This window comes from Bacillus sp. EB01 (genome assembly GCF_000613125.1).
Classification (GTDB): domain Bacteria; phylum Bacillota; class Bacilli; order Bacillales; family Cytobacillaceae; genus Bacillus_D.
This window is the reverse complement of the sequence record NZ_HG964497.1, coordinates 3,193,883-3,206,626: the sequence shown is the minus strand read 5'-3', so window position 1 is coordinate 3,206,626 and position 12,744 is coordinate 3,193,883. Positions and strand designations below refer to the sequence as shown.

Here is a 12,744-nt window from a genome sequence, read left to right as displayed (position 1 = left end):
TAGAGCCCATGAAATCCACTCCGGACCATGGGCTTTTTGAGTGATTCTATAAACTTTTAGCTGCAGCGATGATATCTTGCTGAGCATCGCGATACGTTTTGGAACTATACTGTAAAAACTCGGCATACTCCTTCATTGTAGATTGCATTTTGTGAAGGTCATCGAGGGGGCCTTTTATTTGGGCAACGAAGGCAAGACTATCTTCACCTTCCCAGGCGGTTCCCGTACTTCCAGTTAGAGTAATCAATTGGTTATAAATAGCTTCGCAATCCTTTGCTTGCTGATTAAGTTTGGATGCTGCTTTTTCCAACTGTGCAACGTCTACCATTAACTTGTTCATCTCATACCACCACTTAGTTTCATCTTTGCTTCCAATTCCTCTTGTTTCCTCTCTTCTTCTTCCTGTTTCCTCTTTTCCTCTAATTCTTCTTCTCTCCTAATCGCTTCAGCCGCATCTATGATAGACGTCTCCAACTGATTTAGCGTAACGGCTATAGAAGACAACTCCTGCTGGATTCGGTTGAAAGCCCGATTAACATAGGTCATTTCCTCAGCCTGCCAGTGGCTATTTAAATTGTATTGGAAAGACTCCAATTGATTGGAAATCGCCTTTACTTCATCAGCATTATTGCCCAGAGCCCGCGCCTGCTGCCTGGCCGCACTTACATTCAAACTCAAATCAGCACCTGCTTTCTTAAAAGTTACAAATAAAAGATAGTTAGTTAGTTAACATTTTATCGAAAAAATCAGTAAATGTAAATTTATGGGACAGTGTTTTTAGAAAGAATCTTTACCCTGAGAATAAAGCTAAAAGGAACAGAGATCACGGCCAGGGATTAAATCCATTGTAACCGAAAAAGAAAATACCGCATCAATGATTTTCCGACGAAGTGTATTACTTCAACCTTCAACCTCTCTTTTGGAAAAAGCCAGCCCTTCCGGCTGGCGGTCGACGCCCCAATAAGCATCCAACAACCAGTCGAGCAACGCCCACAGTGGGTACGTACGTAATCAGCAAATAAAGGAGTATAATGAAAACCAAAAAATTCATGATTTAAAATTGGTTCCATCTTCCAATTCATTACAATATAATCAACATTATAACTAGAGTATTCAGAATATTCTTCAGTTCATAGGTGGGGGTAGTTCAAAGAATTATTGAGGCTTATGCAGAGTGTCTAGGCATATTATTTTGATTATAGCAATGAAATGAATACCGTTTGGCGATGAATTATTTTACTTTGTTTTTAATGTTTTTACTTGCTTATATATGCAAGGTTAGCAGTACACTAATAAAGTAATAAGGTTTACTTCAGTAAAATAAGGTATATTATATTTGTTGGATAGATTCTCTTTAAGGACAAGAAAAGTAGGTGAACAAAGTGGGAAAATATCAATTGGATACCAAAGGTAAGGTAGCTGTGACAAAATTTCATGAAAAACAGACTCCTGACAAATTTGATAAAAAGCAGCAACTTGAAAAATTGCGTGCAGAGTATTTGAAAAAGAAGCAAAAACAAACAGATAAATAATATGAATGAAAACATAGGAAGACTAAAATCTCCCTATGTTTTTTTTATTCGAAGTTCTTTTTCCAATTTATGATAAAGTATATTTTCCCATAAATTTCAGATCCGGTGACAAAAAACTCGTCATCAAATATCCATTCCTCACTAAAAATTTTAGTAGCAGAATCAATAGACCAGCGGTTATTTGGATACACCATTAATATCCAGCAAAATTTTCAAAACAATTAGGCGCCTTTTTGTTAATTTTCTTATTAAGCTAAAAGGGCAGGTTTATAGAAAATCATCCACAGCCTTTTTTCGGTAAACTTACATCTGAGCAATGGGGAAAGGGGAATTACAAGCACCTTGACTTCATTTAATACAGTTTGGTGTTTAGTAAACCAAAGTGGATACTTTTTACTAACAAGTGCGACCCAAGAAGGATTTCCATCTTTTTTTAAATTCCTTACTGAACAAACGGGGCAGGTTAGTTTAATAACGTAAATTTTTTAGTCAGCTGGTTTTTATCAAGGTTATTATAAAAGGTGGAAATAGCTGGGCATAAAATTCTCCTTTCCTTCATATACCGTAGTGATATGGAGAGGAAAGGACGGAGATTATGGTAAAACCTTTAGATCCAAAAAGTATTCCTAAATATATAAATCAACTGTTCATCCCACCGGTATATATGCCTACGATTCTAAGACAACCTAACACTGGTCAGGTTATTGGCCATGAATATAAAATTAATGTTAGTGAGTTCCAGCAACAACTCTTACCACCTGGATTCGGTACAACGAAAGTTTATGGTTACGGCGGTATGATACAGGACTCAAACACAGGAAGAGCGGTTTACTTTAGAAGCACTCCAGGCCCTACATTTGAAGCTATTCGAGGAATTCCTGTACATGTTCAATGGATAAACAACCTTACTAGCCCCCTTTTTCTCCCGGTGGATCCGACAATCGTTTGGGCAAATCCAAATTCCCTGGCAATTCCCCGACCACCATTTCCATCATTTCCACCAGGATTCCCCCTAGCACAGAAACCTGTACCTATTGTCACTCATTTGCACGGTGGAGAAACTCCATCTTATTTTGATGGTCATCCTAATGCTTGGTTTACAGCAGATGGAAGGACAGGTATGGCATTTACAACTGATAAGTACACCTACCTAAATTTACAGCATCCTACAACCCTTTGGTACCATGACCATACCATGGGAATAAATCGTTTGACTTTATACGCTGGACTTGCAGGGGGTTATATGCTTCGTGATATGAATGACCCAAATGCCTCGTTTCTTCCTGGTAGAGAAAATGAGATTCCGCTCATCATTCAGGACCGATCTTTTAATACAGATGGTTCTCTTTTCTATGAGCAAGTGGGGGTTAACCCAAGTATTCATCCTTATTGGGTACCAGAGTTTTTTGGAAACACAATAACGGTGAATGGAAAGGTCTGGCCGAACCTTAATGTCAAGCCTCAACAATACCGTTTCCGTATTGTAAATGGCTCAAACGCACGTTTTTATGATTTAAAGCTATCAAATCAACAAAAATTTATCCAGATTGGCAGCGATGGAGGTTACTTACCTCAACCTGTAGAACTGTCCTCACTTTTGATTTCACCGGCAGAACGAGCAGATATCCTTATTGATTTCTCTACTCTGGCTCCGGGTACGACCGTTATTTTAATGAACACTGCAAATGCCCCTTTCCCGGGTGGAACACCAGCCGATCCACAAACAGTTGGTCAAATTATGCAATTTACAGTCACTAATGAAACCGTCCTACCGCCAAAGAAATTACCACCTATTCTCAACAATATGCCGCAATTAAAGCCAACGATAACCAGAACTTTAACTTTATTCGAATTCGAGGGTCCTAATGGCCCGTTGGCAGTTACGTTAGATGGACAAATGATGCGAAATCCCGTTTCTGAGCTTCCACGGGCAGGAACGACAGAAGATTGGCAAGTTGTAAATCTTACCGATGATACTCATCCAATCCATCTTCATCTTGTTCAGTACCAGCTCGTTAGCCGCCACAAAGTCCGATCAGACGATTATTTAAGAGAATGGAAGAAACTAAATCAAACGACACCTCCGGGCACCCCGCCATATTTTACTAAGCCCAAGATTCTGCCGATCAGCCCATATTTGCAAGGTCAGCCTATTCCTCCTCCACTCAATGAGAAAGGCTGGAAGGATACTATACAAATGAATCCAGGAGAAGTAACGACTATAAGAGTTCGGTTTGCATCCCAGGATGGCAGACCGTATCAATTTGATCCTAGCCTTGGTCCTGGATATGTATGGCATTGCCATATTCTTGAACATGCAGGTAATGAAATGATGAGACCGTATAAGGTATTGCCTTAAATATCTACGAAAAATAACTATGGAAAAAATCAATTTTGTTCTTTGGCAAAGTAAGGTGGACTCTTAACATTAGTTATTCCGCTAACAGGTGCGATTCTTCAATAATGAGGGATCGCTTTTTCTATATTCAAGTAACGGGGCAGAATAGTTGAAAAAGAGATTGCATAGAACCGTTTTATAATGTTTATGTAAACCAAGATGACGGAAAACATACTTAGTTTTACTTAAATCCCTTGCTCCCAATATCAGAAAAAGTAAACAAAGCTAATGTTAATCCGATGTTTACCTTTCTGATACGTCAATTTCATTATCCTCTTCTTTTATTTGTCCAATCAATGAAATTACAGAACCAATTGCTTGTATCCAACTGCCACTAACTTCTAATGATTCAGGATTTTTATGTATTTTATAGCCTTTTTGCTCATTTTTTAATTCATAAGTTCCTGCTATAGCCTGTAATGAATTACCTATAGATTGTAACAGATTACCTATAATGTTATATAATTGACCTGAAGCTGTAGGATCCTCTAATTCATCTGCTAGTGAAACAAGTCCACCTAAAGCTTGTATCAAGTTTCCAGAAATTATCAACTTCTGTTCGATTTCTTTTTCAAAGTTACTAATTAGCCCAGAAATTACAGTAACATTTCCAATTGATTGTATTTCATTTCCAAGCTTTTCGAGAGAAACTGCCCCTTGTCCATCCGCTTCTAGAGCATTTCCGGTTGCTTGCAAAACATTCCCCCATAAATCTAGATTTTTTCGCAAATCACTATTTATGAAATGTGATGGTGTACTTCCGATAGCCGAGCTAATTGTTCCGATTGCTGCTATCCATGAACCGAGGATTTCTTTAGATTGATTATTCATGAAATCTACTCTATCTCCCTTCGTAAATACACATATCTACTCGTCCTAGTCCTATATAATATTCACTATGAGCAAGAGATGCTACAAGGAAAAATATGTACTCCGACAATGTCGATTATGCTAACCTCCTCTTGTTTTAAGGGAGGTTTTTTATGGACTGTCTTGTTTAAAAAATATTGGCACATTCTTTTTCAGTTTTAAGTAGTTATCCAGTTCGATAAATATAATAAATATAAAAACGTTAGAAGGAGATTCTTACTTGAACCCATAATTAAAGGGATTCTTCGGAGATGGTGAAGTATTGTACTTAAAGTAACGGGTGCTTTGATCCAAGAAGGATTAAGGCCCTTTTTGTTGAATTCCTTATTAAACAAACGGGGCAGGTTAGTCCAATAAGGTAATGAATTATTAGGGAGAGTATAGAGGGGGATTTTGAATGGATTGGTTATGGGCCTGGTTTGCGTTTTCGCTTGCCGCAGGGGCGTTTTATAACTCCTATGAAGTAAAAAAAGAGAATAAAAAGTTGAGAGACAGAATTGAAAAATTAGAAGAGGAAGTTTATTAATAATTTCAGTTAACAGGTGCGTTGAGGAAAGTAATACTGGAGGCATTATGGACAAAGAAAAATTAATTGAGTATTTACTTGATGAAAACATTGACGATGCAACCAGAGATGACTGTGCCATAGACCTTTCGAATTTTCCAGAAGAGGATGTTATTGCAGCACTTATTAAGGTTGCAAATAATTTAAACGGTGAAGAAATGATACGGGCTAGTTGCGGGGAATCAATAGCTTCTATATGGCTCAAAATTGATAAAATTGATTTTGAAGCTCTCAAGAGCCTTGAGAAACCAGCTTATAGCGAAGCAATAGGACTAATTAGAAACAATAAGCCACATTGGTATTTTGCATACGAAAAATACAATAGAAAACAATAATAACGTTTTAAGTACGGTGCATATGAAGTTACCGTGTTTTTTTGTTAAATTCCTTATTGAACATTCGGGGCAGTTTAGTTGAATAAGAAATGTTAATATTTATGATTAAAAAGGGGGAGAAAAGTTGAAATTTTATATTGCATCTAGTTTTAAGAATATAGATAAGGTTAGGTATGTTAGTGAAATGTTGAAAGAAAAAGGATTCATCCATACATATGATTGGACTCTAAATGAAAACGTTACAACCTTAGAAGAACTAAAGGGGATAGGTCAAAAGGAGACAAATGCCGTAATAGAAGCTGATTTTGTTGTAGTGTTATTACCAGCAGGAAAAGGCAGCCACGTTGAACTTGGTATTGCTATTGGGAATAGTAAGAAAATCTATCTTTATTCATCGAATAATGAAGTAGATAACCTTGAAACAACAAGTACTTTTTATCAATTGCCTGAAATCAATAAGTGCATTGGAACCTTAGATGAATTAGTAAACATAATAGATGTAAATGAGAAAAGTTTATTAAGCTAACGGGGCAGAATAGTTGAAGAAATTTTCCTATTGGAAAAATTCAAAGGCTTTAACTCGATTAATTTTTACATCTAGGGGAGAAATAAGGAAGGGGAAAGCTATATATGGAATATAGGGGAGCAAGCGTGTACGACCAAAAAGATTTCTTTTCAAATTATATGAAGAGAAGGGGAAGAAAGGATAGTCCCAACAATGCTATAGAGAATCCTATCATTTTTGAACTTATCGGTGACATTAAAGATAAAAGTATCTTAGACTTAGGTTGCGGTGATGCATCATTTGGAAAGGAATTGCTAAACCAAGGTGCAGGCTTTTACACTGGAATAGAGGGTTCTAAACAAATGATAGCTTATGCAAATCATAATTTGACTAAAGATAACGGTACTATTCATCACGAGACAATGGAATCATACAGTTATCCAACAAATAGTTTTGATATTGTTACTTCTCGCTTTGCAATACATTACGTCTCAGATATTAACTTACTGTTTCAAAAGGTGCATAATACATTAAAAGATAATGGAAAGTTTGTGTTTAGTGTCCAACATCCACTTACTACTTCGTCCTTTATAAGCAAACAATCAGGAAATAAACGTGGTAACTGGATAGTTGATGATTATTTTATCGAGGGAGAAAGAAAAGAACCTTGGATTGAACAAATAGTAGTGAAATATCATCGGACAACTGAACATTATTTTAAGGCTCTTACTAAATGTGGTTTTTCAGTAGTTGAATTACGTGAAGGGACACCTATACGTGAACATTTTAGCAATGATGAAGAGTTCGCAAGAAGACTAAGAATCCCAGTAGTATTAGCTTTTTCTTGTACAAAGTGAGTAACTGAATATAACAAGGGAACTTTCTACTAAGTGTTTGCTTTTATTTCGTTTTAGGGGTTTCCCTACAGTGAATTTAGTGATTTTGATTTTTACTTAACCTTACCGTAATAGAAACATATTGAACTAAAGGGTGCGTTGATCCAGGAGGATTAACGCTTTTTTTGTTGAACTCTTTATTAAACAAACGGGGCAGGTTTGTTGAACAATAATAAAAGGTTGTTGGAGTAACTAATGACTTTGGAGATGAGGAAAATGCTATTCACAAACGGGCAATGAAATACACTTGTTCTTATTCAACTGGGTGCTTAAGTTGAAGAAGATACCGCTATAAAAAGAGCTCGTATAGGAGTTGTTTTTTTGATGGATTATCAACATTATTGCGTACCAAGGGATAAAAAAGCCGCTTTAAGAAGCGAATTATATTTTTATTTCTGCGAATTTTTTGTAACAGGGTCTATTGGCTGTGGCGGTGAAATACGTTCTAAAGCATCCGCAATCCTTCCTAATTGCTTAATCATTTCTTCGGATTGTTGATCGTTCATATCGATTCACTTCCTCCCCAAGTCGTTTAGACTTAAAGTAAATATAACATAAACCTACTTATTATAAAGGCTCTATAATTGATGTGAACTTCCTTATTTAACTAAGGGTCATTTACTTTAAAAAGGAATTTGTATTTTATATATAGAATTAGTTTTATTACGATCTGGTTAATTTAGGAAAATAGAGGCCCAAGGGATTTTTGGCTTTGTGGGTTATGACGGTTCATAATTTCTAAATCTCATAAAAATATTATGCCCATCTTGGCTTACTGTATAATTTGAAGATCCCGATGGTGATTCACCCCAATAAAAAAGCATCCGATTATTCAGATGCATACTTAATTATTCCATGTAAATAAACGGAGTATTCTCTCTGTACATATTCTCTTAATTTAATTCTTACTTCTGTTTCTAATACTCTAATCAACTCTTGAATCTTTTTTTGATTTTCTTTTGTAGTAGGAATTTCTAATGAAAACATATTACCCCGACTGCTATTTAGTAATTTTTTTAATAACTCAACTTTATTCATTGGATCATCCCCTTTATCTCCTATATTCGACATAAAGGCGACTTTTTCCTTGGAAAATCTTATGATTGTTTCTAGTATTATCTCCTTTCCGCTAAACAATCTGATTACAGGTACTATGACAGGAATGGGGTAGCTTTTTTATTAGCTTTTTTTATAACTACCTTCCACCAATCTAATCATATCACGCCCTGATATTTTTTCTGTTTCATGATAACCTTCTTCATCACGCAAACTTAAGTACCAGCTGCTATCGTTATCTTCATTTAACCTATATAACTTATTGGTAAAAACATTTGTATAAAAATCTCCATTTCTTAGCCTCATACTATACCCCCACTCTAATGTATATAAACCGTATTATGCCCAAGATACTGACCTGGAGCCATTAGACTTTTTCCTTATTCAGCTAACGGGTGCGTTGATCCAGGAGGATTAACGCTTTTTTTGTTGAACTCTTTATTAAACAAACGGGGCAGGATAGTTAAAAAAGGGGTAGCGTCAGGAAAACGCAGATTTACGCCGATAAATAATTCTGAATTTAGGAGCTGTTGTACTTGCAGTTCCTTCTGAGAAGTAAGGTATTATTAATCGAATAAGTAGTATTATAAGCCATCTAACCTACATACAACATTCTGGAACAATCCGATAAGAGGTTGTTCCTTTTTCCATTTATACCTTAGATTATAGAAGGTCATAAAAATCCAATATTTTTTCAAACCAGATGAAGGTTAGCTACGTCTATTATATGTGAGAGGGTGATAACAAGATGAATGGACTAAAACAACTGGCGGTGACAGATGAAAGTATGTTGCTTGAGAGAGAGGAAATAATTGATCAATTAATGCAAGAATATAGCGATGATATCCTGCATCTCGTATATACATATGTTAAAAATCGAACGACAGCAGAAGATTTAACGCAGGAGATATTTTTAAAATGTTATGAAAAGTTAAATCAGTTTAATCAGCAGGCAACACTAAAAACATGGGTATATCGTATTGCTAGTAATCATTGTAAGGACTACTTAAGAAGCTGGCATTATCGCAAAATAACGCTTAGCGATAAAATTTTGGATTATATACCTTCGAAATCAAAACTGGTTGAAGAAGAGATTATCGCGAATAGTGAAGAAACCATCTTAACAAATGCTGTCATGAATTTACCTCTAAAGTACAGAGAAGTAGTATTTCTGCATTATTATGAAGAACTATCTTTAGCCGAAATAAGTAAGATTACGACAGTAAATATAAATACAATAAAAACTAGATTAAAGCGTGCGAAAGAATTATTAAAAGACAAGATGATCGAGGAGGTTTAGGAGATGAATGATCCATTTACTAACCTGAAGAGTTCGATGAAAAAATCAATTTTCAAGGATTTTTCTTTTTCCAATGAAAGAAAAAATGCGGTGAAAGAATCCATTCGTATGAGACAATCTCAATCACAATTTCATTCTTGGAAGATAGAAACCATCACAGCTATATTAGAATCGGTTCAGCATGAATCAAAGGATGGCTACAATATTTCTACCCAACTTTTTCAAAAAAATGAACGTACTTTCCAAAAAAATGAAGGGCAGCTTTATTCACTTCTACATCTACTAGAAAATAAAGAAATTCTTACTTCAAAATGGATAAACAAAAAGAAATATTACTCCTTAAATTCCAAAGGGGAAAAATACTTAGCTACCTATAAACAAGATAAATCAAAACAAGAGTTATCCCTTAAACACTTACTAGAGGAGGCGTCCTTATGAGTTCTCCCAAATTTGAAGAATTTTTAAGTAAAGTAACGTCCAAAGTGAAATCTAAGGATGCCCACAACATGATAAAAAAAGAGCTTATTCATCATCTGCAAGAGTTAAGTCAATCTTACAAAAAGAGAGGGTTTTCTAAAGAGGATGCAGAGGAAAAGGCGATTCAAGAAATGGGAAATCCATTTACCATTGGGGAGAGATTAAATCCCCTACATAAGCCGAAAATGGATTGGGTTCTAATTGTTTTATTTGTTCTTTTTGCTGGTATTAGTTTTCTCCCGTTAGTTGATGGGATTCCTGAATTTTCCCTATCAGGTACCTATTTTATGGGGAGACAGGCGATTTGGTACACCCTGGCTATTCTTGTAATCATTGGATTACTTTTCTTTGATTACCAAAAATTAAAGAACGGATGGATATACTTTTATGCGATAGGCCTATTGATCCATATATATCTTCATCTTTTTGGAATTATGACCAACGGAGCAAAGAAGTGGGTTTCCCTCCCAGGCCTGACGGTCGATGGAACCATGATGAGCTTATTTTTCTTTTTTCTTGCTTGGGTTGGTATTTTTAACAAGATTAATGAGTTTCAAAGTTGGAAGAAACAAGGTTTCCTTTTTGTTTTATTTTGGATTCCCATCTCGCTCTACATGATGGTGCCAGACTTTATGGTTAGTATTATTTACTTCTTCTGCATACTTGGGATGTTTGCTTTCGCTCGAATCCATAAGAAATTAGCTGTAAATCTGGCCATAACAAATCTATTGGCTGGTATCATTTTCATTATTATGTTCTACATGACCTCACGTCAAAGTTATTTGTTAACTAGATTATCTGCTTTTATAAACCCTGCTGCCGATTCAAATGGAGCAGGATATATGTATAAGGCGGTTAGGAATGTCCTATCAGAAGCGGGATGGTTCGGTAACGGACTTTCCAACGAGTTGGATTATCAATTGTTACCAGAAGCACATACAGATTTTGCTTTTCCCTTCCTCGTCTATTCTCTTGGCTGGGCTTTCGGATTAGTTCTATGTTTGATCCTACTGATATTTATTTTAAGGATCTCAAAAAATGCGTTTAAAACAAAGGACCTCTATGGGAGATTGATCGTAATTGGTGGTGCTACATTGTTTGCGGTTCCTACTACCTGGAACATCTTGATGAGCTTTGGTGTCGTGCCTATAATGGGGGTTTCTCTGCCTTTTATTAGTTATGGAGGCAGTGCAATACTCTTTTATGCTGCTGTTCTAGGACTCATTTTAAATGTTTATCGAAGAAAAGATCTTGTAGAACCCACGATTGCAGATGAAATTAAAAGTTAAAGTCGAACATGTAATTGCTGATAAAAAGGGCGACAGCTAAAGTAATAGTTGTCGCCCTTCCCTTATTGAACTATCGGGTGTGTTAATCCAGGAAGGATTAACCGCCTTTTTTATTGAATTCCTTATTAAACAAACGGGGCAGGTTTGTTCAATAAGAATCAAAACTCTATTGAAATTATTAGAAGGAGATAAAGCCAGTGGGTAATATTGATTTAGTTGACTACCAAATTTTGAATGAGGCTGAGGAAGATGGATATTTATCATTTTGGATACTAATTTACTACTTTTCTCAAGAAAACCCAGAATTGAAAATCTTTGAGGTCTATAGGAACACATATAAGAGGGGAAAAATTCGTTTATGGATAGATATGAAGAGTCTTATCACTTTCATGGTGAGGGAATGGTTCGTTTTGAAAATGGTGATTATCAGACATCTTTAAATTGCTTCCTAAAATCTTGTGAACTAAACGAGCATTTTAAAACTTATGCCAGGATTGGTGAGTGTCTTGCTAAATTGGGGAAGCAAAACGAAGCAGTAACCTATATGAAAAAAGCATATGAGTTAAACCCTAATAGCGACAAGGCGTCCTTGCAATATTCGGAAGCCTTGATTATGAGTGGAAATGAGGGCCAAAGAAATACTAATAAGACTATTAGACCGTAATCCATCATATAAACCTGCGAAATGAGTGCTTGATCAAATTAGTCGATCAGATAAGTAAGTGATTCAAGTTTATTATAAAGTGAATTGCCCAAAGCTTGGGTGGTTACTCGTTATTGGACTAACGGGGCAGGTTAGTTGAACAAGGAACTGAAGCCATTCTATCGAATAAAGATTAAATACATATAAAGACGGAAAATGGAGGGGCAAAAATGAAATTTTTCACCGATGATTTTAGTGATATAGACGGATATTTAGACCAATTAAAGCTGTTAAAGCCACGCTTAAATAATGAAGCATATACGTTTTTTTCTAATGATTCCTTTCACGATTCCCACATTTTTTCTCTAAAGGTTAAGAATATATTTAACCCAGATGTAGGAAACGATGAGGATGACCCTACTATAATTGAAGTTCATTTATTGCACAATAGCGGAGATAAGTACCTAGTTAAGTGGGTCGGTGTAAATAAATTTCTAATGGATTATGATATACAAAGAAATACTTGTGCTGATAGCAATGAAATAGTATTTGAAGGTAAAAGAGGTTTAGATGATTGGATATCTTATGAAGTAACATCTTATGATAGTGAATACCTCTGTCACGAAATATTGCTTGCTTCTGATACATTAATAATTCGTTGCAAGAATATAGAAGTGCTTAAATTATAAATACCTTTAACTCACATAATGGATATTGTTTCAAGAGGGATTAACCTGTTTTTTACTATATTTCCTTATTAAACAAACGGGGCAGTTTAGTTGAAGAAGGATTATCCAAAATAATCATTGAATAATAGTAATAGGCATAGTAATTACAGCAATATTAGCCCTAATTGTTCAGCAGGTAGTTAACTTGTT

General features: G+C 35.6%; 16 protein-coding genes and 1 pseudogene. 12 read left to right on the top strand and 5 right to left on the bottom strand.

Annotated elements, in window-relative coordinates; translation table 11 throughout:
- Window positions 1-46 precede the first annotated feature (46 nt).
- Window positions 47-340: a WXG100 family type VII secretion target gene (locus TY16_RS14635; protein ID WP_043932608.1), complete on the bottom strand. Its 294-nt coding sequence runs from the start codon at window positions 338-340 to the stop codon at window positions 47-49.
- Window positions 337-678: a hypothetical protein gene (locus tag TY16_RS14630; protein ID WP_043932607.1), complete on the bottom strand. Its 342-nt coding sequence runs from the start codon at window positions 676-678 to the stop codon at window positions 337-339. The genes TY16_RS14635 and TY16_RS14630 overlap by 4 nt, the downstream gene beginning before the upstream one ends.
- 704 nt (window positions 679-1,382) lie before the next feature.
- Between TY16_RS14630 and TY16_RS26630 the strand changes: the two genes are divergently transcribed.
- The 3 genes and pseudogenes from TY16_RS26630 to TY16_RS14620 all read left to right on the top strand — a co-directional run bounded on the left by TY16_RS26630 (window position 1,383) and on the right by TY16_RS14620 (window position 3,891).
- Window positions 1,383-1,532, top strand: a complete 150-nt coding sequence (locus tag TY16_RS26630) for a hypothetical protein (RefSeq protein ID WP_043932606.1) — start codon at window positions 1,383-1,385, stop codon at window positions 1,530-1,532.
- A 278-nt stretch (window positions 1,533-1,810) separates the two neighbouring features.
- Window positions 1,811-1,905 (top strand): annotated as a pseudogene (locus TY16_RS27300) (DUF1569 domain-containing protein); the annotation flags it as partial.
- 222 nt (window positions 1,906-2,127) lie between these two features.
- Window positions 2,128-3,891 (top strand): multicopper oxidase family protein, encoded by a 1,764-nt coding sequence (locus TY16_RS14620; RefSeq protein WP_043932605.1) that lies wholly within the window; start codon window positions 2,128-2,130, stop codon window positions 3,889-3,891.
- 282 nt (window positions 3,892-4,173) lie between these two features.
- Here the strand turns inward: TY16_RS14620 and TY16_RS14615 are convergent, their stop codons facing one another.
- Entirely contained in the window at window positions 4,174-4,761 is a 588-nt protein-coding gene (locus TY16_RS14615) for a DUF6944 family repetitive protein (protein ID WP_043932604.1), read from the bottom strand.
- A 436-nt stretch (window positions 4,762-5,197) separates the two neighbouring features.
- Between TY16_RS14615 and TY16_RS27110 the strand changes: the two genes are divergently transcribed.
- The 4 genes from TY16_RS27110 (at window position 5,198) to TY16_RS14600 (ending at window position 7,062) form a co-directional block, all read left to right on the top strand.
- On the top strand, window positions 5,198-5,326 hold the full coding sequence (locus tag TY16_RS27110) for a hypothetical protein (protein ID WP_269320304.1): 129 nt from the start codon (window positions 5,198-5,200) through the stop codon (window positions 5,324-5,326).
- A 47-nt stretch (window positions 5,327-5,373) separates the two neighbouring features.
- Window positions 5,374-5,700, top strand: a complete 327-nt coding sequence (locus TY16_RS14610) for a hypothetical protein (protein ID WP_043932603.1) — start codon at window positions 5,374-5,376, stop codon at window positions 5,698-5,700.
- 124 nt (window positions 5,701-5,824) lie between these two features.
- Window positions 5,825-6,226, top strand: coding sequence for a nucleoside 2-deoxyribosyltransferase (locus TY16_RS14605; protein WP_043932602.1), 402 nt, complete (start codon window positions 5,825-5,827; stop codon window positions 6,224-6,226).
- 104 nt (window positions 6,227-6,330) lie between these two features.
- Window positions 6,331-7,062: a class I SAM-dependent methyltransferase gene (locus tag TY16_RS14600; protein WP_043932601.1), complete on the top strand. Its 732-nt coding sequence runs from the start codon at window positions 6,331-6,333 to the stop codon at window positions 7,060-7,062.
- 867 nt (window positions 7,063-7,929) lie between these two features.
- Here TY16_RS14600 and TY16_RS14595 read toward each other — a convergent pair.
- Together TY16_RS14595 and TY16_RS14590 are read right to left on the bottom strand one after the other, a co-directional pair.
- Window positions 7,930-8,139, bottom strand: a complete 210-nt coding sequence (locus tag TY16_RS14595; protein ID WP_043932600.1) for a hypothetical protein — start codon at window positions 8,137-8,139, stop codon at window positions 7,930-7,932.
- Between the two features lie 141 nt (window positions 8,140-8,280).
- Window positions 8,281-8,463: a hypothetical protein gene (locus TY16_RS14590; protein WP_043932599.1), complete on the bottom strand. Its 183-nt coding sequence runs from the start codon at window positions 8,461-8,463 to the stop codon at window positions 8,281-8,283.
- 442 nt (window positions 8,464-8,905) lie between these two features.
- Between TY16_RS14590 and TY16_RS14585 the strand changes: the two genes are divergently transcribed.
- The 5 genes from TY16_RS14585 (at window position 8,906) to TY16_RS14565 (ending at window position 12,555) form a co-directional block, all read left to right on the top strand.
- The gene (locus TY16_RS14585; protein ID WP_043932598.1) at window positions 8,906-9,457 is read left to right on the top strand and encodes a sigma-70 family RNA polymerase sigma factor; all 552 of its coding nucleotides are present in this window, start codon (window positions 8,906-8,908) and stop codon (window positions 9,455-9,457) included.
- A 3-nt stretch (window positions 9,458-9,460) separates the two neighbouring features.
- Window positions 9,461-9,895, top strand: coding sequence for a PadR family transcriptional regulator (locus TY16_RS14580; protein WP_043932597.1), 435 nt, complete (start codon window positions 9,461-9,463; stop codon window positions 9,893-9,895).
- Window positions 9,892-11,223, top strand: coding sequence for an FtsW/RodA/SpoVE family cell cycle protein (locus TY16_RS14575; RefSeq protein ID WP_043932596.1), 1,332 nt, complete (start codon window positions 9,892-9,894; stop codon window positions 11,221-11,223). The genes TY16_RS14580 and TY16_RS14575 overlap by 4 nt, the downstream gene beginning before the upstream one ends.
- Before the next feature lie 358 nt (window positions 11,224-11,581).
- A complete protein-coding gene (locus TY16_RS14570; protein ID WP_043932595.1) occupies window positions 11,582-11,887 on the top strand; it encodes a tetratricopeptide repeat protein in 306 nt (101 codons plus the stop codon).
- A 209-nt stretch (window positions 11,888-12,096) separates the two neighbouring features.
- Complete coding sequence (locus tag TY16_RS14565) at window positions 12,097-12,555, top strand: hypothetical protein (RefSeq protein WP_043932594.1); 459 nt, start codon at window positions 12,097-12,099, stop codon at window positions 12,553-12,555.
- Window positions 12,556-12,744: the final 189 nt, after the last annotated feature.